The organism is Chromobacterium aquaticum, assembly GCF_021129195.1.
GTDB lineage: Bacteria > Pseudomonadota > Gammaproteobacteria > Burkholderiales > Chromobacteriaceae > Chromobacterium > Chromobacterium aquaticum.
Genome location: NZ_JAJOHW010000058.1, coordinates 16,455 through 35,295, shown reverse-complemented (window position 1 = coordinate 35,295; position 18,841 = coordinate 16,455). Strand labels below are relative to the sequence as shown.

The following is an 18,841-nucleotide window of genomic DNA, read 5'->3' as shown; positions in this document are numbered from 1 at the left end:
AACTGGGCGGCAGCTGCCAAGTGCCGCTGGGCGCCTTCGCCACCCTGGACGAGGGCACGCTGGCGCTGGGCGGCTTCGTCGCCAGCCCGGACGGCTCGGTGATGCTGACCGCCAGCGCCAGCGCGCCGGCCGACTACGCCGACGCGCTGGGCCGCGCCGTGGCCAAGAAGCTGCTGGACGACGGCGCCGGCCCGCTGATCGAAGCGGTGCTGGCCGACCCGCGCTGAGACCGCGATGCCGCGCGTCCTGGTCGCCCGCCCGCAGGCGCAAAGCGCCGAGTTGCTGCGCCTGCTCGCCGCCGCCGGCTTCGACGCCGGCCATCTGCCGCTGATGGAGATCGAAACGCGGCCGGACGCGCTGGCGGCGCTGCCGCAACAAGCGGCGGCGGCGGATTGCCTGGTCTTCGTCAGCCCCAGCGCCATAGATCAGGCCTGGCCGGCGCTGCAAGCGCTGGACCTCGGCGCCAAGCGGCTGATCTGCGTCGGCCGCGCCAGCGCCGCCAAACTGGCCGCGCTCAGCGGCCGGACGGTGCTGCACCCCGCCGAGGGCAGCGACAGCGAAGCGCTGCTGGCGCTGCCGGAACTGGCCGATATGCGCGGCCAGCGCGTGCTGATCGTGCGCGGCGTCGGCGGCAGGCCGCTGCTGGCCCAACAACTGAGCGCGCGCGGCGCGGCGGTGGACTTCGCCGAGATCTACCTAAGGCGCGACGGCGCGCCGGATTGGCCGGCTTTCGACCGCGCGCCGCCGGACGCCATCATCGTCACATCCGGCGAAATCGTAGAGCAATTGTTCCGTCTCGCTGGCTCCAGCCGAATCAGGACGTTACAATGCCTGCTATATTGCGTGCCGCATGCGCGCGTGGCCGACCGGCTCGCCGCGCAAGGCGCGACACGCATCATGACAACCCGGGCCGAAGACAGCGCGCTGGTCGCCGGCCTTAAAGAATGGTTCTGTCGTCACCCATGAGCGAATCCCAGATCACCGAAACCGCCAAACCCGAGTCCAAGAAGTCGCTGAGTCCGGCCTTGTTGATCGCCATTGCCGCGCTGGGCGTGTCCGGCTGGCAGTACTACAGCTCGCAGCAAGAGCTGACCGCCGCCCGCCAGGAACTGGCGCGCCGGCTGGCCGAAGGCAGCGGGTCCGCCAAGGAACTGCGCGCGATGACCGAACAGGCCATCAGCGCCAACCGCGCCACCGAAGGCCGCCTGGCGCTGATGGAAGCCCGCGTCAACGAATCCGCCGGCCAGTACGCGACGCTGAACGGCATGTACCAGGAACTGACCAAGAACCGCACCGACTGGCTGCTGTCCGAGGTCGAGCACACCCTGGCCATCGCCAGCCAGCAACTGCAATTGGCCGGCAATGTGCCGGCCGCCGTGTCCGCGCTGGAAATGGTGGACGCGCGCCTGGCCAAATTCGACCGCCCGCAGCTGATCGCGGTGAAAAAATCGGTGGCCACCGATCTGGAAAAACTCAAGGCCCTGCCCTATCTGGACAGCGTGGGCCTCACCGTCAAGCTGGACCGGCTGATGCTGTCCGCCGACAGCCTGCCGCTGGCGGTGGACGCTCACCGCCTGGCCGACCAGAAAACGCAGACCAAGGCCGCCACGCCGGCCAGCGCGCCGCTGTGGGAACGGCTGCTGGCCGATGTCAGCAAGAGCCTGGGCGAACTGATCCACATCCGCCGCATGGACAAGCCGGAAGCGCTGCTGCTGTCGCCGGAGCAAGCCTTCTTCCTGCGTGAAAACCTGAAGATGCGCCTGCTGGACGCGCGCCTGGCGCTGATCCAGCGCGACGGCAAGACCTTCAGCGCCGACATCGTCGCCGCGCGCAGCTATGTGCAGCGCTACTTCGACCGCGACGCGCCGCCGGTCACCCAATGGCTGGGCACGCTGGGCGAGCTGGAAAGCGCGCCGCTGGACGTGACCCTGCCGGACATGAACGCCAGCCTGAAGGCCGTGCGCGACGCCCAAGGCGCGGCAGGAGAATAAACCGTGAAATTCGCCTTGTGGATTACCGGGCTGTTTGCCCTCGCGGTGCTGGTCGGCCTGGCCGCCACCGTCAACACCGGCTACGCCATCCTGTTCCTGCCGCCGTACCGGATGGAAGTGTCGTTCAATCTGCTGATCGTATCGGTGATCGTGCTGATCTTCGTGGTGCACCTGGTGCTGCGCATGGTGGCGGTGGCCGCCAACCTGCCCGAGGAAGTGCGCCGCTTCCAGCGCCAGAAAAAGCTCAAGGCCGCGCGCCATGCGCTGCGCGAAGCCGGCATCTCCTACTTCGAGGGCCGCTTCCAGAAAGCCGAGCGCGAAGCCAGCAAATCGCTGGACAATGAATACTCGCTGGAAAACAAGGCGCTGGCGCTCTTGATCGCCGCCCGCTCCGCCGGCGCCGCCGGCGACCTGGAAAAGCGCGACGGCTACCTGGCGCAGCTGGAAGCGATGCCGCCGCGGCTGCAACTGGCGCGCCACATGCTGGACGCCGAGCTGAAACTGGAAGCCAAGGACCCGCTGGGCGCGCTGGCCGCCATCGAACGCGTGCGCGCGCTGTCGCCCAATCTGACCAACGCGCTGCGGCTGGAACTGAAAGTGCGCCTGCTGCAGAAACAGCCGGAAGCGGTGCTGGCGCTGACCGAAAAACTGCTCAAGGCCGACGCGCTGGAGCCGGAACAGGCGCGCCGCTACCGTCTGGCCGCCTACCAGCAACAACTGGTCACCCTGCTGGGCGGCCAGGAAATCCGCGACTGGCTGCGCCGCATCCCGGAAGCCGAGCGCAGCAACCCGCAGCTGGTGGACCAAGTGGTGGCGCGGCTGATCGTGCTGCAAGACTACGACTACGCCGCCACCCTGCTGGCCGGCGCGCTGGCCAACGACGACCACGACACCCCGGAACTGTCGCGCGAGCTGGGCAAGCTGGCCGAGCACCTGAGCGAGGACAAGCGCCTGGAACTGCTGAAAACCGCGGAAAACTGGCTGAAGAAACGCCCGCGCGACCACTGGCTGCTGATGGCGCTGGGCCGGCTGGCGCTATGCCAGCAACTGTGGGGCAAGGCGCAAAGCTATCTGGAAGCCAGCGCCTCGATCTCGCCGACGCTGTGCGCCCACGCCGAGCTGGCGCGGCTGTTCGAAGCCACCGGCAAGGAAGAGCAAGCGGCCCAGCATTACAACAAGAGCCTGGAGCTGGCGCTGAAACAGGGCTGCTGATTCCGCTCCGCTCACCAAAAAAGGACATGCTCGCGCATGTCCTTTTTCATTTCCGTTGTCATTACCGGTTCAACTCGACAACAGCAACACGCCCCAGGCCAAGGCCAGATAACGCGCCGCCTTGCCCAGCGTCAGCCACAGAATGCTGGACCACCACGGCAGACGCAGCCAGCCGGCGGCCAAGGGAATGGCGTCGCCTATCACCGGCAGCCAGGACAAGACCAGCACCGCCGGGCCGAAACGCTGAAACCAGCCGGCCAGCCGCGGCGGCAACTCCTTGCGCGGCGCCAGCCGCCCCAGCCACAAGCTGGTGATGCTGCCGGCGGTATTGGCCACCGTGGCCACCAGCAAGGCCGGCCACAACCACTCCGGCCATTTGTACAGAAAGGCGGACAGCGCCAGTTCGGAATTGCCCGGCAGGATGGTGGCCGAGGTGAAGGCCGACACCGCCAGCCCGCCCAAGCCCAGCCAGACCAGATGGCTCACTCGCCAAAGCCTATGGTTTCACCGCAGGCGGCGGCAATGGCGGCGCTGAGCGTGGCGAAGAATTCGGCGCCGTCACGCGCGGCGATCCACTGGCCGTTCTGGAAGGCGAAATGGTAGCCGCCGCTCTTGGCCGCGATCCACAACTCCTGATTGGCGGTATGACGGTTGATGATGATCTTGGCGCCGTCGCTGAACTCGAGGTCCAGTACATTGCCCGAAATCAGGTAGTCCACATCGAGATCGTTATCGTCGATCGCGGTTTCGATGCACGCGAAAATGGCGTCGGTCTGTTGCAGGAATTCGGATTCGTTCATTGCGCTATTCCTAAATTTAGGGGTGGGCTCGACGCGCCGGAGTCACACGATGCGTGCCGGCTTTGCTAGTATCGAGATTTTGCCACATTGGAATCCATCCGTATGCGCACCCTGCTGGCTTGTGCAAGCCTGACCCTGCTCCTGACCGCCTGCGGCTTCAAAGGCCCGCTCTATCTGCCCAAGCCCGCCGCCGCGCCGGCGGCCAAACCCGCGGTCCAAGCGCCGGTCAAATCGGACGCGTCGGCGCCGGCCGCCGGCAAGCAGGCCGCCTCCGCCGCTCGCTAAGCGCCGGCTTACGATCCGCCGCGCGCCGGCGATAAGATATTGAACCCGCCCCAAGCGGCTCTGGCCGGCCTTGCAAGCAAGGCTGGCACATAAAATGCTTTAAGCATAACCTTATTCCCGCGCGGTTTTCTGCGCGGCGTTTGAATCCTTTACACTCGTTTGGAGTCACAGCGGCTGAACCGGCGAATACCGTGCCGGCCGCACCTATAGCAGACAAGGAGTTACCGATGCCCCACTTCGCCCGCCACCTGGAACACCACACCATCATCAATCCCTTCCCCGGCATCGCCAAACTGGAAGCGGCATTGGGGCATCGCATCGGCGCGCGCATCGGCTCCAACGAAAGCATGGCCAAACCGGCCTCGCCGCTGGCGGCGCAGTTTGGCGAAGCGATGGCCGAACTGGCCAGGCTCTATCCCGACCCCTACGCCCACGGCCTGCGCCAGCGCGCGGCGGCCCACAATGGCGTGGACGCCGGCCAAGTGCTGTTCGACACCGGCGCCGACAGCCTGATCCTGCTGGCGCTGCGCCTGTCCTGTAATGTCGGCGACGCCGTGGTCTGCACCGCCGGCACCTACCCCACCTTCCGCTACTTCGCCGAAGGCGTGGGCGCGCGCATCCTGGAAGTGCCCTATCAGCAGCAGGGCGACCGGCTGCAAACCGATCTGCCGCGCCTGGCCGAAGTGGCGCGCGCCGAACGCGCCGCCGTGCTCTACCTGGCCAATCCGGACAATCCCACCGGTCATTACTGGGGCGCGGACGAGCTGCTGTCGCTGCGCGAAATGCTGCCCTCCACCACCTTGCTGATCCTGGACGAGGCCTATGTCGATTTCTGCGTGGACGCGCAAGACGCGCCGCCGCGCGGCGCGCTGCCCAACACCCTGAGGCTGCGCACGCTGTCCAAGGCCTATGCGCTGGCCGGCCTGCGCGTGGGCTACGCCATCGCGCCGCCGGACATCGTCGCCAAGGCGGACCAGATCCGCCCGCAATTCGCGCTGTCCAGCTTCGCCCAGCTGGCGGCGCAGACGGTGATGGACGATCCGGACTACTCGCGGCAGTTGATCGCCGCCACCATCCACCTGCGCGACAAGCTGGCCGACGCGCTGCGCGCGCGCGACCTGGTGGTGAAGCCCTCGCACACCAACTTCGTCTGCATCGCCTACCGCGACGCCGCCAGCAGCGAGGCCATCCACCGGCAACTGCTGTCCGACGGCATCGCCGTGCACCGGCCGCCGCACCCGGCGGTGCGCCACCTGCTGCGCGTCACCGCCCAGCCGCAGGCCTTGTCGGCCAAGGTGATGGCGGCGCTGGCGGAAGGCTAGCCGCCGGTTTTCAACGCCGCGCGCCCTTGCTCGACACCCAGCTCCCCGGCTCCGGCGCGCCCACCAAGGCCTGGCGCGCCAGCGCCATATTGCTGAACCCCGCCTGCCGGTAGCACAGCCGCGCGCAGGTATCGCGGTTGCGCCACGCGCCGGATGCCCACATCGCCAGGATGGCGGCGTGGGCGCATTCCTGATCGCCATGCCGTTGCTGCCAACGGCGAAACTCCGCCAGCGCCTGCTTGATCTCCTGATTGATCGCCGCGGTGTTGGCCGGATACGCCGGGTGATCATCCACCAAGGCAATCGCTCCGATGCGCGCCTCGTAGGCGATGATCAAGCGCGCGGCGCGCTTGAGCGCGTCGTTGTGCTGCTTCAATAGCTTCATCATGGCAGTGCCCTCCATCCAAACCGTCAGAACAATCGATGCACCTGGCTCAGGCCCTGTTTCAAGCGCTGCTGCACCGGCTCCAGCAAGGCCTGCGCTTCCTCGCTGCTGAACAGCAGCGGCTCGTCGCGGCGTTGCAGCAGGGTGAGCAAGGCTTGCAGGCCCAGATGGGCGGCGCGCAGATCGATCGCGCCTCGCAGCAGCGCGGCGTCCAGTTCGGCGTGGCAGCGGCTCAATTGCCGGCTCAGCGCGCCCAGCTCAAGCAGATTGCCCGTAGCGGCCGGCAGCGCTTGCAGGCATAGCCGCAGTTGTTCCAGCGGCGCGGCGGCAGTTTCTTCCGGATCAGGCGGAGGAATACAAGAGGGAAAGGTAGGAAAGGTCATCACGGTCTCCATGTCAGTTTGGAAACCTGCCTAGGCGAGGCTAGGACAGGCACGTGACAAGGTTGCAAAACCGGTTCGTTTAACCAATAGACCGGCAACCCTTTCGGGTTCCCTGCCACGGCCCGCCCCGAATGGGCACAGCGTGGCAGCAGATGTAGCAGTGCCCAGCGGACACGGCTCATCTGCGGTTAAACGATTTTGGGTTTGCAAGCCCTACACCGCGTTATTGGGCACGGCGCGGAACCAAGCCTAAACAGGCTGGAAGGGGGCGTCAAGGACAGCGCGGACTCATTCTGTTCTCCCGCGCACAGAGGGCCAACGTAAGAGGGAATCGCGAGAGGAAAGGCCAAAGGGGGCGGCACGGTCGCCCTATCGGCTTGGAAACCCGCCGAGATGGGGCTAGAGCAGGCACGTGGCAAGGGTAGAAGACCGGTCCGCTTAACCAAATACCGGCAGTCCGTTAGGACTCCCTGCCACGGCCTGCTCCGAATGGGCATAGCGTGGCAGCAGGCGCAGCCATGCCAAATTTGGCATGGCCGCGTCTGCGGTTAAACGGTTCTGGGCTTCTACTCCCTGCGCCGCATGATTGGGCACGGCGCGGAACCAAGCCTAAACAGGCTGGAAGGGAGCGTCAAGGACAGCGCGGACTCATTCTGTTCTCCCGCGCACAGAGAGCCAACGTAAGAGGGAATAGCAGGAGGAAAGGCCAAAGGGGGCGGCACGGTCGCCCTATCCGCTTGGACCCCCTCTGAGGAGGGGATAGAGCAGGCACATGGCAAGGTGGCAAGACCGGCTCACTCGACCAAAAGCCGGCAATCCTTTCGGACTCCCTGCCACGGCCCGCTCCGAGTGAGCACAACATTGAGTTCATTAGCGAAGGAGTGGGGTTCAGGGGAGAATGTGAACATGACCATAACATGGTCCGCAAGGGTGCTGACGGTCAAGGGCGCTAGCGGTGTAGATGTGAAGATTGACACATCTCCTAAAACGGGAATGAACACTAAGAGTGGCTAACAAAACTCAGTTTTACGGCTGAGGCAAGGCGCGCCGACGCAGACAGTACATTGAGTACGGCAAGTCGGCGCAACGCAGCATCAGGGGTTTTGTTAGCCGCTCTAAGCTGCATGAGGTAGGGGCGTCATATAACATTATTAAGTTTTGGAAAGGCGCGGCGGATAAGCCGCACTGGTCCACTGACGGAAGGTGAACATGAAAACACTGAGATTGCTGGCAGGGGTGTCTCTGGCTGTATTCTTGATTGCAGGAACAGCGACGGCATCAGAGGCCGATCCGCAGCAGCCTGATGTGAAGAGCTTTGTAGATAGCGCAGATACTTGTATTCATCTATCAGGCGAGCTGAGCGGGGAGAAAACACCCGAGCAAATGAGGCTTGTTAAGCAGGCCAATAAGACGTGCGGCACGGCAAAGCGGAAATTTAAAAAGTTAGATAAGAAGTATAAAATAAATGCGCAAGTACAAGAAGTGCTTAGCCAATATAGAGACGATTTATCAGATTAAATCGGCCTGTAACAGTATTTAGAGCGCTCCAAGATTTCTTGGGGCGCTTTTCTTTTGTCTAAACAAACCTAAGGAGGGACGTTAGCGCGCCATCACTGAGCGAATCAAAGATTCGCTCAGTGATGGGGGAATTTGGCCGCGCATTGAACCATGCACCCGCTTGAACAGGTCGCGAGCGAGCCAACCTTAAAAAACTGCCACCATCAAAAACGCCCCGGACCGGCAAGCGGCCCAGGGCGTGGTCCCATCTCCCAACCGGCTCACTCCGAGGTGCTGGGGTTCCAGTAAGCCTGGCTGATGAAAGGCTGGGCCACCAGTTTGGCGGCGATCTCCTCCAACTCCTCCCACTCCACCGAGGTGGACAGCAGGGTGGCGGTCATTTCCACCTCGTCGTCGCCGAACGGCTCCACGTCCAAATCCCCCACCGGGTATTTCGACTCTTCCAGCAGATCGCTGAGCAAGGCCATTGCATGCTTCTGGCCGGCGCGGCTGGAAATCACGCACAGCTGGTAAGTGACTTCGCTGGTTTCGTCGTCGATGGGTTTGCGGTTGATCGAGTTCACCACCGGCCGCAGCAAGGTATTGCTGGCCAAGACGAACAAGGTGATCAAGAAGGCTTGCGGAATCTGGCCGGCGCCGGCGCTGGCGCCCACCGCGGCCGAGCCCCACAAGGTGGCGGCGGTGTTCAGCCCGCGCACGTTCAAGCCTTCCTTCATGATGGTGCCGGCGCCGAGAAAGCCGACGCCGGACACCACATAGGACGCCACCCGCGCCGCGCCGCCGGTGCCGTCCAGCTGCAAGGCCATGTCGACGAAGGCCGCCGCGCCCACCGCCACCAGGGTATTGGTGCGCAAGCCGGCGGTGCGCTGACGGAACTGGCGCTCATAGCCGATGGCCGAGCCCAGGATGAAAGCCGTCAACAGGCTGAGCAAGGTTTGCAGCAGACCAGACCCGTTGAAGCCCAGAAACTGCAGTAAGGTTTCCACTTGTTATTCCTCCTGCGGTCGATTGAAAAAACAGCGCTCCCGGCGCGCCGGGAAACAGTCAGGCAGTTTGCCACATCCGCGTGGCCGGGTCGTGTTCGGACCGGTGATTTTTACGCGTGGGAATACACGCGCCCCACACCCAGACAACAAAAATTGGCGGCGGCGGATTCCTGCTGACAGCACGCTGTCAGTAGGGGGGCCGCACACTGTGGACACAGCCCTAAACCAAACAGCTCAATCACCACAGAAAGCCGCCAAATACATACGCCTCTATTTCAGCTTCCCGCCGGGCACGGCCTGGAAATCGCCACCTTCGAGCTGCGGGAAGAGGTGTCCGAAGCCGAACTGCAACAAGCCGCTCAACAGATCGACGCCGACTGGCTGCGCCATGAAGCCGGCTATCTGGGCTATGCGCTACTGCGCGGCGATGGCCGCCGCTTCGCCCATCTCACGCTGGCGGACAGCCCGGAGCGCGCGCGCCAGTTGTGCGCGCAGTGGCCCAGCGCGCCCGCCTGCCGCGATTTTCTCGCCGCCATCGCCGCCGATACCGGGCGCATGGATTTTTACCGCTGCCTATAACCCCCCCACAAGGAGTTAAGCATGTCCCCCGTCCTACACTGGTTTGAAATTCCGGTGCTCCAGTTCGAGCGCGCCGTCGCCTTCTATCAGCAAGTCTTGCAGCTGGAGTTGCACGAGGAGAGCTTCGACAATCATCGCATGGCGCTGTTTCCCCAAGCCGACGGCAGTTGCGGCGGCGCGCTGCTGCATAGTCCGCAAGCCCGCCCCCATGTCGACGGCGTGCGCATCTACCTGGATGGCGGCGCCGATCTCGACGCCACGCTGGAGCGGGTCAAGACCGCCGGCGGCATCGTGGTGCAGCCCAAGACCGCGCTGCCGGAGACCTGGGGCCAGATCGCGCTGTTTTCCGACCTGGACGGCAATCTGATCGGCCTGCACAGCGCGGCATGAGCCGACGCTACTGGATAGGCGTGGCCAGCCGCGACCATGTGCGGCGCGGCCTGGCCGGCGGCTTCGCCCAGCTCTGCCACGGCAAGGCGGCGCCGCTCCGGCGGATGGCGGCCGGCGATGGGCTGATTTATTACTCGCCGGTGCTGAGCCTGGAGGGGCGCGAGCCCTGCCAGCGCTTCACCGCCGTCGGCCTGGTGGCGGACGCGCGGGTCTATCCGTTCCGGGTCAGCGCCGATTTCGAGCCCTACCGCCGCGATATCGCGTTCTGGCCGGCCGAGGACGCCGCGATCCGGCCGCTGCTCGGCCAGTTGTCCTTCATCGCCGACCCGGCGCGCTGGGGCTACGCCTTCCGCTTCGGCCACCTGGAAATCGGCCGCGCCGATTTCCTGTTGATCGCGCGCGCAATGCAGGCGACACTGCCGCCATCCTTGCTGCGGGAACCCGATTGAATGCGCCGAGCCGACCGACTGGTTCAAATCCTCTTGCTGTTGCGCGGCCGTCGCCGCACCACCGCCCGGCAGTTGGCCGACTGGCTGGAGGTGACGCCGCGCACGGTCTATCGCGACATGGCCGACCTGATGGCCAGCGGCGCGCCGGTCAACGGCGAGGCCGGCGAGGGCTATTGGCTGGAAGCCGGCTTCACGCCGCCGGCGGTGGCATTTTCCGCGCGCGAGCTGGCGGCGCTGGAGGTGGGCGCGCGCATGCTGGCGGCCTGGGCCGACCGCGACACCGCGGCGGCGGCGCAATCGGCGCTGGGCCGCATCCACGCGGTGCTGGGTTCCTCCAGCCTGCCGCCGGAGCCGCTGTACGCGCCGGCGGCCGGCAATTATCCGCGCGAGCGGCTGGCGCCGCTGCGCGACGCCATTGTCTCCCGCCAGCCGCTATGGGTGGATTACCGCGATGAAAGCGGCCGCGACAGCCAGCGCGCCTTGCTGCCGCTGGCGCTGTTTTTCTGGGGCGACCGCTGGCTGCTGGCCGCCTGGTGCGGGCTGCGCCAGGACTACCGCAGTTTCCGCGTAGACCGGCTGCAAGGCTGGCGCGACACGGATTTGAGCTGCCCGCCCGGCATCAGCCTGGCCGGCTATCTGGGCCATGTCGATAGCGACGGCCAGGCGCTGGCCTGGCTGGAACGACACCAGCGCCAGCCCTGGCACCAGGAATAAGACCCGCGCCGCCGGCTCAAGGCAGCAGGATGATGGAGCCGCTGGTCTTGCGTCCTTCCAGATCGCGGTGCGCCTGCGCCGCCTCGGCCAAGGGGTAGCGGTGCGACGGCGCCACCTTGACCCGGCCGTCCGCCACGCGTTCGAACAAGGCCTGGGCCGAGGCTTCCAGCTCCGCCCGCGTCGCCACGTAATCGGCCAGCTTGGGCCGGGTGAAGAACAGCGAGCCGCGGCTGGTCAGTTCCAAGGGCGCGAACGGCGGCACCGCGCCGGAGGCGTTGCCGAAGCTGACCAGCATGCCGCGCGGGCTCAGGCAGGCCAGCGAGATCTGGAAGGTGTCCTTGCCCACCGAGTCGTACACCACCGGCACGCCCTGGCCGCCGGTGATCTCGCGCACCCGCGCCACCACGTCCTCGCTGCCGTAATTGATCACATGCTGGCAGCCCAGGCCGCGCACGATGTCGGCCTTGGCGTCGGAACCCACGGTGCCGATCACCGTCGCGCCCAGCGCGGTCAGCCACTGCACCGCGATCTGGCCGACGCCGCCGGCGGCGGCGTGCCACAGCACGGTCTGGCCCGGCCGCACCGGATAAGTGCGCTGTACCAGGTACTCCACGGTCATGCCCTGCAACATCATGCAGGCGGCGGATTCGTCGCTGATGCCGTCCGGAATCTTCACCAGCACCGCCGCCGGCAGCAGCCGCTCGGTGCTGTATGCGCCCAGCGGGCCGCCGGCGTAAGCGACGCGGTCGCCGACCGCGAGGCCGCTCACCTCAGGCCCCAGCGCTTCCACCACCCCGGCCGCTTCCTGGCCCAGGCCGGACGGCAAGGGCAGCGAGTACAGGCCGCTGCGCTGGTAGGTATCGATGAAGTTGATGCCGATGGCGGTGTGGCGCACTCGCACCTGGCCAGGCCCCGGCGCGCCCAGGGTCTGGCTTTGCAGGCCCAGCACTTCCGGGCCGCCGGTCTGGGAGAAAACGATGGCTTGAGTCATGACTGCGTCCTCGCGGGAGAAATGAGCAGTGTGCGGCAAGCGCCCCGCGCGCAACAAGCCGCTTCGCTGAAAAGACTGTTCCGGATATCAGAACCTGTTCCACGCCCGCCGCGCCGGCGGTCAGACCAATTGCTGGCGTCCCCAGGCCACCACGCCCGGCAGCATGCGCGGCCAGGCCTGCAGCCGGTGGTCGTCGCCGTTGAACACGGTCTGGCGGCAATCCAGATAGCGGGCGGCGGCCTCGCGCCAGTCCAGCACTTCGTCGCGGCTGCCCAGCAGCAGCCAGTAGCGGCGCGGCGACGGCCGCGCCACGCGCTGCGCCAGCAAGGCCTGCATGTCGGCGTCGCTCAGGGTGTAGACCACGCCGGTGTAGGGATTGGTTTGTTCGCCGATGAAGCGCGCCAGGTCGTCGTAAGGCCGCACCGCCGGATTGATCAGCGCCGCCGGGCGTTGATGGCGCTCGGCCAGGAAGGTGGCGTAATAGCCGCCCAGCGAGCTGCCGATCAGCAAGGTGTCGGCGGGCAGGGACGCCACCAGCGCGGACGTCTGCTGGATCGCTTCGGCCGGATGCGGCGACAGCTGTGGGCAATGCAGCGTCACATCGGGCGCGTGTTGTTGCAGGTAGGCGGCGGTTTCATTCGCCTTCAGCGATTGCGGACCGGAGTTGAAGCCGTGCAGGTAAACGATATGCATGCGAATGGGAACAAAGCGTGAATAAAACGTTCATTCTAAATGGCTGTCGCCCCAAGACAAACCCTGGCGGCCGCGCCTGGCAACCGTCCTTTCGACTGACTTGCCAATACATTCGCATGAATGCTACAAAAGCGCGGAAAATATAAAAAAACCGACGATTTATGCCATATGGAGCGGTTTAAATACAACAACAGGAGAACATTATGCTTGCCACTTTGCCGGACAACGCCCTAGTCGCCGACTCCACCACCACCAAGCCCTATTCCGTCGCCAGCCTGATCATGGCTTGCGGCTTTCTGCATCACAGCGCGCAAACCTTTCTCGACGATGTGCGCGCCGACCAGGCGCTGATCCGCTCCGGCTTCTGCCCGCGCCACCATGTGCACGTGGACCGTAACGGCCAGGCCACCGTGGACGGCTTCGTTCACGAGCAGGTGGGGCTGTTGCTGCAGCACAACGCTTCGCTGCACTTCGCCTTGCACGAGATGCTGATGCAGTTTGGCCCGGACGCCTGCAACGACACCCTGGCCGGCATCATCGTGCGCGGCCTGCGCGGCGTGCAGGATTGGCAGGCCGCCTGCCAGTGTCTGGCCGAAATGCGGCGCGGCCCGGCCCGCGCCTGAACGCCCGATCTCATCTGGCCCGCTTGGCTAGATCCAGCGCCTTGAGCCTGGCGCCGACATCGCCCTGCGCCGCCGCCTTGGCGTACCAGCGTATCGCCGCCGGCAGGTCCCGTTCCACGCCATCGCCATGCTCGTACATGCTGGCGATCAAATACTGCGCGCCGACATCGCCCTGCTGCGCGGCTTTTTCGTACCAGAACGCCGCCAGCCGGTAATCCTTGGCCGCGCCGCGGCCAAGAAAATACTGGGTGCCCAGGTCCAGCTCCGCCGGCAGATAACCCTGATCCGCCGCCTGGCGGAACCAGCGCGTCGCCTCGGTCAGCGATTTGTCCACGCCCTGGCCGGTTTCGTACAGCACGCCCAACGCATGCTGGGCCTGCGGCAGCCGCAGTTCCGCCGCACGGCGCAGCCAGCGCAGGGCGCGTGCCCGGTCCGCCGTCGCGCCCTCGCCGCGCCAGTCCATCATCGCCAGATCGAAGGCCGCCACCCGGTCGCCGGCCTCAGCCGCTTGTTCGAACTGCCGGCGCGCGGCGGCGAAATCCCCGCGTTGGTAGCTGGCCCAGCCCGGCACCTCGGCGGCGGCGGCCAGCGCCCAGCACAGCACGATCCATCTCCCCACCTTGCGCATCTTCGCCTCCTCTGGACGCCGCCCGATTCCCCGCCGCCGCAATGCGCGCGGGCCTTGAGCGGGCTCTTAGAACGTGTTTACGATCTCGCGAGCTAAGGCGAGACAAGGCGGAAACGAGCGAAAAAGCGGAATGTACAGGTGGTACATGAGCATTTTGAGCTCGGTTTCAACGCCGTATCGCCGACGCGCAGCAGATCGTAAACAGGTTCTTACACGGTGAGTACGCCTTCGAAATGCTCATATACCACTTGTACATACCGCTTTCTCAGCCGCAACGCCTTGCCTCGCTCTTGCTCGCGAGATCGTAATCAGGTTCTTGCAGGATTAGTCGACGCGCGCCGCCGCTTATGTCGCCGGCTCGGGTACCAGCGCCGGTTCCGCCTCGACTCGCCAGGCCCGGCGCAGCGCGGCCACCGCGGCGGCGAAGGCGGCGGCGGCTTCGTCGATGTCGCCGGCCATATTGAAAAAGCCGTGGATCAGCCCCGCTTGCCGCTCGCAGCGGACCGGCACGCCGGCGGCCGCCAGCTTGGCGGCGTAGGCCTCGCCCTCGTCGCGCAGCGGATCGAAACCCGCTGTTTGAATATAGGCCGGCGGCGCGCCGTCCAGCTCGTCGAACAGCGGCGATACCCGTGGATGGCGCAGCTGGCCGCCGCCGGTATAGTGGCGCACGCACCAGGTCATGGTGGCCCGCTCCAGGTAGAAGCCATCGCCAAAGCGCTGGATGGAGGGAAAGCCGGCGCTATTGTCCACCACCGGATACCACAGCAGTTGCAGGCGCGGCCGCGTCGCGTCTTGGCGCGTGGCCAGCGCGACCACGGCGGCGAGGTTGCCGCCGGCGCTGTCGCCGCCCACCGCCAGCCGCTCCGGGTCCATGCCCCAGGCGGCGCAGTCCGCCGCCAACGCGCGAAAAGCGTGGATGGCGTCCGTCACGCCGGCGGGAAAGGGATGTTCCGGCGCCAGCCGGTAATCCACCGAGATCACCTGGCAGCGCGCGTCGGCGGCCAGCGCGCGGCAAGGCAGGTCATGCGATTCGATCGAGCCGACCACGAAGCCGCCGCCGTGATAGAACACCAGGGTTGGCAGCGGCAATGCCAGCCCCTCGGGCCGGTAGCGGCGCACGCGGATCGCGCCGGCGGCCCCGGTCAGCGTCGCGTCCTCGACCAACACGCGCTGCGGCGCCCGCTGCGCCAGCAGGCCGCCCTCCCAATCCAGCTCCCGCCGCGCGGCGGCCACGCCGAGACGATGCCAGCCGCGCTTGCGGCCCAGCCATCGCAGCCGCAGCAGCAATTGCAGTTGCGGGTTCAGCGTCAGGCCGTCCAGACGGCGCGGCGAACCGGCCAGCGCCTTGAGCAAGGGCTTGGGCAGGCGCAGCGCGCGGCGCGCCAGCGCCCGTTCCAGTCTTTGCGCCAGCGTCGGCGGCCTCATCGCACCAGCCCGCTGAATTGATAGGCGGCCGGAATGGCCACCGGATACCAGGCGCCGCTGAAGGTGGCGATCACCACGCCGGACAGCAGCGCGCCGGTCGCCATCATCCCGCCGGCCAGCCGGTCGCCGCCGCGCGGCCCCAGCCGCGCTTGCAACAGCCAGCGCAACGCGCAGCCGATATGGGTGAAGTAGGCGACGATGGACAGAAAGTAATAGGGCATGAAGAACAAGAAGTAATGGCCCAGATGCAGGCCGGCGGCGGCGAAATAGAAATTGGTGTCCACCCCTTGCACCCAGCGGCCGTACAGCACCGCGCTGAGGTGGAACAGCAGGAAGAACGCCAGGTACAGGCCGGACCAGGCTTGGGCGTGATCGAAAAAACCCTGCCGCTGGCCGCGCCGCGCCCACACGAAATACAGGCCGGAGCCCGCCTGGAACAGCACACAGGCCAGCAGCAATGTTTCCACCGGCGGGAAGCGGTACAGCAGGCGGTAGCTGCGCATATAGTCGATATGGGCCTGGATGCCGGCCAGCGCGCTCAGGTGGTTGAGCAGGTGGAACAAGATGTAAAGGCTGATCAGACAGGCGGACAGACGGTGTAGCTTGTGCAACATACAATCCCTTCTCGGCGAAAGACATGAGCCGGCCAGCGCAGGCGCAGCGCCGGCCAGTTTCGCAGCTTAATACCGGGGATCAAGCTCACGGTACTGCCTGAAAGCAGGATGGCGTCGCCGCTCATGCCGTGGCCGCTGTCGCCAGCGGATGCTCGGCCCCGGCCTCCACCGCGCGCAGCGCGCGGCGCGCGTAGTAGGCGAAGCCTGCCTGGGAACGCTTGTCCTGCAGGATCCAGTCATGCGCTTCCCGCGCCAGCGCCGGCTCCACTTCGCGAATCTCCCCCGCCGCTTCCGCCAGCAATTGCAGCCGGGCAGCGCGCTCGCACTGGATCGCCATCATGCAGGCTTCTTCCACCGATCGGCAGGCCACCACCAGGCCGTGGTGGGCCAGCAGCGCCGCGCGCTTGTCCCCCAGCACGCCGCTGATGATCTCGCCCTCGCTATTGCCCACCGGCACGCCGGGCCACTGCGGCAGGAAGGCCACGTCTTCGTACAGCATGCAGGCGTCCATGTGGGCGATCTTCAACGGGCGCCCCAGCATGGACAGCGCCGAGACATGAACCGGGTGGGTATGGATGATGCAGCGCACATCCGGCCGCGCCCGGTAGATCCAGCTATGGAAGCGGTTGGCCGGATTGGCCATGCCGTCGCCTTCCAGCACGTCCAGGTCGGCGTTGACCCGCAGCAGGTTGCCGACGGTGGTTTCATCAAAACCCAGGCCCAGCCGCTGGGTATAGTATTCGCCCGGCCGTTCCGCGCGCGCGGTGATCTGGCCGGCCAGGCCGGAATCATGGCCCTGCGCGAACAAGATGCGACAGGTCAGCGCCACTTTTTCGCGCAGCGACCAGTCCGGCGCGCCCAGATGCTGCTGCATCTGCGTCTTCGCCCGTTCGATCAAGCTCTGCTTGTCCATTGCCATGGTATCGGTCATGGCGTCTCCTTTCTTGAAAAGAGCCGGCCGCTTCGCGCGGGGCCGGCCCGAAGGACGCGGAACGCCTCCCGGCACGGGAGGGCCGCGCTCATGCGATGGCGGGCTGGGCGCGCGATGCCTCCTGGTACGCGGCCTCGATGGAGCTGAAGAACTCCAAGCGCGCGTCCACCAGGCGATGCCCCGCCTGCAACATCAGGTCGATCTGCTCCGGCGCCGAGCTGGCGATGTCCAGCATGATGTCGCGTATGGTTTCGGCGTGACCGTCGTCGCATTCCACATGGATGTGGAAGAACTCGATGTCGCGCCGCGCCGCGCCCAGCGCCTCGAAGCCGAGGATGATGTCGCTGTACATCGGCGGCACCAGCCCTTCCGCTCCCAGACACAAGGCGCCCAGCCCAGCGGCCGGGTTCAGGTGGCGGCAATGCTGGAACATGCTGTCGATCAAGCGGCGCGTGCCGGCCAGCGGCTGCGCGCCGTCCAGCGACACCGAGTAGTGCTCCAGCATTTCGCGATAGATCAGATGATGCGGACGCGGGCTGTTCGGCGCCAGGCCCAATTCCTCGAACAGGTTTTCCGCCAGTTCCAGCACTTCCTCGTTGCTGGGCAGATTGGCCATCATCGCGCACAGGTAGCGTGTGAAGTAGGCGCTGTACAAGCCTTGCTGCACCAGGAAGATCTTCAGCTCGTCGAGCGAGACTTCGCCGGCGCGACAGCGCGTCAGGAAGGAATGGGAACGGATGCGTTCGATCAATTGCTCTTTGGTCGATTCCAAGAGCGCCATTTGCATGTCCATGAGTTTGCTCCAACACCAAGATTGAGAAGGCCCTGTCGGACCGGCGATTAATGCGTTGCGGCAATGGCACAGCCTTGCGGCTGGCGGCGGCGAGCCGCCCGGCGCGGGCCGGGTGCCAAGATCGGCACGTTGCCGTACCATAAAGAAGTTAAATGTCAGTAATTGTCAGTAAAAACGACAAACACCGGCCATCTGTCTTTTCCTTCTAAAACTATCGCTACATTGACAAGCGCAAATGAGTTCATATCAACCACGAACCAATTGTCATGAAATTTCAATTTGATAGAACTTTCCATTTGTCATTTTTTGGCGCGCCTGTCAGACTTTTTCCAGCAAGACAAATCACGCGCTTATTACTTATTTGCTGTTAGACCCACAGTTGAAAGTCAGAGAAAGTCAGATGCATCCGCAAGAGCATGTCATCCGCGCTTTGCCCGACCTGCTGTCGGCGGCGACGATTGAGCAGGTCAAACAGCACTGCCAACAGCTGGTCTCCAACATCGGCTTGGATTTCTTCCTGATCGGCATTGAATCCGTGAACGGCGACACGCCCGCGCCCCGGGTGGAAACCAATTACCCGGCGGCCTGGATGGAGCGTTACTCGCGGCTGGAATGGATGGGCCGCGACCCGGTGGTGCGCCATTGCCGGCAGTCGGCGGTGCCGTTGATCTGGCACCGCAACCGCTTTGAGGACGAAACCGCCCAACATCTGTTCGAAGAAGCGTCGGCCTACGGCGTTTCCGCCGGCGTCGCCACCTCTTTGCGCGGCGTCGGCCGCAGCCAGCCGATGATGATGACCGTGGCCTGCGACGCCCGCGCCGACGCGCGCACCGACCAATGGCTGCAAATGCTGACGCCGACGGTGCATTTGTTGTGCACCTACGCTTACGAGGCCATTTGCCGCATCGAAGAGGCCTGCCTGGCCGCGTCGGTCAGCCTGACCCAGCGCGAGCACGAGTGCCTGCGCTGGGCCGCCGCCGGCAAAACCTCTTGGGAAACCTCGCGCATCCTGCGCTGCTCCGAGTCCACGGTGAATTTTCATATCCGCAACATCATCAACAAGTTGAAGGTGTCCAACCGCCGCCAGGCGGTGGCCAGGGCCTTGGCCCAAGGCCTGATCCCCGTCTGA

The 18,841-nt window shown here is 65.5% G+C and carries 24 protein-coding genes and 1 pseudogene; 13 read left to right on the top strand and 12 right to left on the bottom strand.

Annotated features, from left to right (window positions below; translation table 11 throughout):
• The 4 genes and pseudogenes from LQT98_RS09595 to LQT98_RS09580 form a co-directional block, all read left to right on the top strand.
• A pseudogene (locus LQT98_RS09595) lies at positions 1–227 on the top strand (hydroxymethylbilane synthase); the annotation flags it as partial.
• 7 nt (positions 228–234) lie between these two features.
• On the top strand, positions 235–966 hold the full coding sequence (locus LQT98_RS09590) for a uroporphyrinogen-III synthase (RefSeq protein ID WP_231462144.1): 732 nt from the start codon (positions 235–237) through the stop codon (positions 964–966).
• Positions 963–1,991 (top strand): uroporphyrinogen-III C-methyltransferase, encoded by a 1,029-nt coding sequence (locus LQT98_RS09585; protein ID WP_048409015.1) that lies wholly within the window; start codon positions 963–965, stop codon positions 1,989–1,991. Before LQT98_RS09590 ends, LQT98_RS09585 begins: the two co-directional genes overlap by 4 nt.
• A gap of 3 nt (positions 1,992–1,994) precedes the next feature.
• Positions 1,995–3,203: a heme biosynthesis protein HemY gene (locus tag LQT98_RS09580; RefSeq protein WP_231462143.1), complete on the top strand. Its 1,209-nt coding sequence runs from the start codon at positions 1,995–1,997 to the stop codon at positions 3,201–3,203.
• A gap of 69 nt (positions 3,204–3,272) precedes the next feature.
• Here the strand turns inward: LQT98_RS09580 and LQT98_RS09575 are convergent, their stop codons facing one another.
• Positions 3,273–3,680 (bottom strand): YqaA family protein, encoded by a 408-nt coding sequence (locus LQT98_RS09575; protein WP_269325994.1) that lies wholly within the window; start codon positions 3,678–3,680, stop codon positions 3,273–3,275.
• A gap of 5 nt (positions 3,681–3,685) precedes the next feature.
• Positions 3,686–4,003, bottom strand: coding sequence for an iron donor protein CyaY (cyaY, locus tag LQT98_RS09570; RefSeq protein WP_048409018.1), 318 nt, complete (start codon positions 4,001–4,003; stop codon positions 3,686–3,688).
• Positions 4,004–4,105: 102 nt separating this feature from the next.
• Between cyaY and lptM the strand changes: the two genes are divergently transcribed.
• Together lptM and LQT98_RS09560 are read left to right on the top strand one after the other, a co-directional pair.
• The gene (lptM, locus tag LQT98_RS09565; RefSeq protein WP_231462140.1) at positions 4,106–4,288 is read left to right on the top strand and encodes an LPS translocon maturation chaperone LptM; all 183 of its coding nucleotides are present in this window, start codon (positions 4,106–4,108) and stop codon (positions 4,286–4,288) included.
• Positions 4,289–4,515: 227 nt separating this feature from the next.
• On the top strand, positions 4,516–5,610 hold the full coding sequence (locus LQT98_RS09560; protein ID WP_231462138.1) for a pyridoxal phosphate-dependent aminotransferase: 1,095 nt from the start codon (positions 4,516–4,518) through the stop codon (positions 5,608–5,610).
• Positions 5,611–5,620: 10 nt separating this feature from the next.
• Here LQT98_RS09560 and LQT98_RS09555 read toward each other — a convergent pair whose 3' ends face one another.
• Positions 5,621–5,998 (bottom strand): hypothetical protein, encoded by a 378-nt coding sequence (locus LQT98_RS09555; RefSeq protein ID WP_231462136.1) that lies wholly within the window; start codon positions 5,996–5,998, stop codon positions 5,621–5,623.
• Between the two features lie 23 nt (positions 5,999–6,021).
• Positions 6,022–6,378, bottom strand: coding sequence for a DUF1484 family protein (locus LQT98_RS09550; protein WP_231462134.1), 357 nt, complete (start codon positions 6,376–6,378; stop codon positions 6,022–6,024).
• 1,209 nt (positions 6,379–7,587) lie between these two features.
• Between LQT98_RS09550 and LQT98_RS09545 the strand changes: the two genes are divergently transcribed.
• A complete protein-coding gene (locus tag LQT98_RS09545) occupies positions 7,588–7,896 on the top strand; it encodes a hypothetical protein (protein ID WP_231462131.1) in 309 nt (102 codons plus the stop codon).
• A gap of 260 nt (positions 7,897–8,156) precedes the next feature.
• Here LQT98_RS09545 and LQT98_RS09540 read toward each other — a convergent pair whose 3' ends face one another.
• A complete protein-coding gene (locus LQT98_RS09540) occupies positions 8,157–8,882 on the bottom strand; it encodes an MgtC/SapB family protein (protein ID WP_197081538.1) in 726 nt (241 codons plus the stop codon).
• Between the two features lie 330 nt (positions 8,883–9,212).
• Here LQT98_RS09540 and LQT98_RS09535 point away from each other — a divergent pair, with 330 nt between their 5' ends.
• From LQT98_RS09535 to LQT98_RS09520, 4 genes are read left to right on the top strand one after another with little or no spacing between them, the layout of a single operon-like run.
• Positions 9,213–9,461 carry a hypothetical protein gene (locus LQT98_RS09535; protein ID WP_231462128.1) on the top strand — a complete coding sequence of 83 codons (249 nt, stop codon included), beginning with the start codon at positions 9,213–9,215 and terminating at the stop codon, positions 9,459–9,461.
• A gap of 21 nt (positions 9,462–9,482) precedes the next feature.
• On the top strand, positions 9,483–9,851 hold the full coding sequence (locus LQT98_RS09530) for a VOC family protein (RefSeq protein ID WP_048411335.1): 369 nt from the start codon (positions 9,483–9,485) through the stop codon (positions 9,849–9,851).
• Positions 9,848–10,300: an EVE domain-containing protein gene (locus tag LQT98_RS09525; RefSeq protein ID WP_048411334.1), complete on the top strand. Its 453-nt coding sequence runs from the start codon at positions 9,848–9,850 to the stop codon at positions 10,298–10,300. The genes LQT98_RS09530 and LQT98_RS09525 overlap by 4 nt, the downstream gene beginning before the upstream one ends.
• A complete protein-coding gene (locus tag LQT98_RS09520; RefSeq protein WP_231462126.1) occupies positions 10,301–11,014 on the top strand; it encodes a helix-turn-helix transcriptional regulator in 714 nt (237 codons plus the stop codon).
• A 16-nt stretch (positions 11,015–11,030) separates the two neighbouring features.
• On the opposite strand, the gene LQT98_RS09515 is transcribed toward LQT98_RS09520, so the two are convergent.
• Positions 11,031–12,005, bottom strand: a complete 975-nt coding sequence (locus tag LQT98_RS09515; RefSeq protein WP_231462125.1) for a quinone oxidoreductase family protein — start codon at positions 12,003–12,005, stop codon at positions 11,031–11,033.
• Positions 12,006–12,125: 120 nt separating this feature from the next.
• A complete protein-coding gene (locus LQT98_RS09510; protein WP_231462123.1) occupies positions 12,126–12,698 on the bottom strand; it encodes a YqiA/YcfP family alpha/beta fold hydrolase in 573 nt (190 codons plus the stop codon).
• A 203-nt stretch (positions 12,699–12,901) separates the two neighbouring features.
• Here LQT98_RS09510 and LQT98_RS09505 point away from each other — a divergent pair, with 203 nt between their 5' ends.
• Positions 12,902–13,321 carry a hypothetical protein gene (locus LQT98_RS09505; RefSeq protein WP_048411330.1) on the top strand — a complete coding sequence of 140 codons (420 nt, stop codon included), beginning with the start codon at positions 12,902–12,904 and terminating at the stop codon, positions 13,319–13,321.
• Between the two features lie 10 nt (positions 13,322–13,331).
• Here LQT98_RS09505 and LQT98_RS09500 read toward each other — a convergent pair whose 3' ends face one another.
• The 5 genes from LQT98_RS09500 to LQT98_RS09480 form a co-directional block, all read right to left on the bottom strand.
• Positions 13,332–13,949: a tetratricopeptide repeat protein gene (locus LQT98_RS09500; RefSeq protein ID WP_048411329.1), complete on the bottom strand. Its 618-nt coding sequence runs from the start codon at positions 13,947–13,949 to the stop codon at positions 13,332–13,334.
• Positions 13,950–14,294: 345 nt separating this feature from the next.
• On the bottom strand, positions 14,295–15,374 hold the full coding sequence (locus tag LQT98_RS09495; protein ID WP_231462121.1) for an alpha/beta hydrolase: 1,080 nt from the start codon (positions 15,372–15,374) through the stop codon (positions 14,295–14,297).
• Positions 15,371–15,988 (bottom strand): hypothetical protein, encoded by a 618-nt coding sequence (locus LQT98_RS09490; RefSeq protein ID WP_231462119.1) that lies wholly within the window; start codon positions 15,986–15,988, stop codon positions 15,371–15,373. The genes LQT98_RS09495 and LQT98_RS09490 overlap by 4 nt, the downstream gene beginning before the upstream one ends.
• Before the next feature lie 121 nt (positions 15,989–16,109).
• Positions 16,110–16,919 (bottom strand): aldolase, encoded by an 810-nt coding sequence (locus LQT98_RS09485; RefSeq protein ID WP_048411327.1) that lies wholly within the window; start codon positions 16,917–16,919, stop codon positions 16,110–16,112.
• 88 nt (positions 16,920–17,007) lie between these two features.
• Positions 17,008–17,712, bottom strand: coding sequence for a TenA family transcriptional regulator (locus LQT98_RS09480; RefSeq protein ID WP_048411326.1), 705 nt, complete (start codon positions 17,710–17,712; stop codon positions 17,008–17,010).
• Positions 17,713–18,112: 400 nt separating this feature from the next.
• Between LQT98_RS09480 and LQT98_RS09475 the strand changes: the two genes are divergently transcribed.
• Positions 18,113–18,841, top strand: a complete 729-nt coding sequence (locus tag LQT98_RS09475) for an autoinducer binding domain-containing protein (RefSeq protein ID WP_048411325.1) — start codon at positions 18,113–18,115, stop codon at positions 18,839–18,841.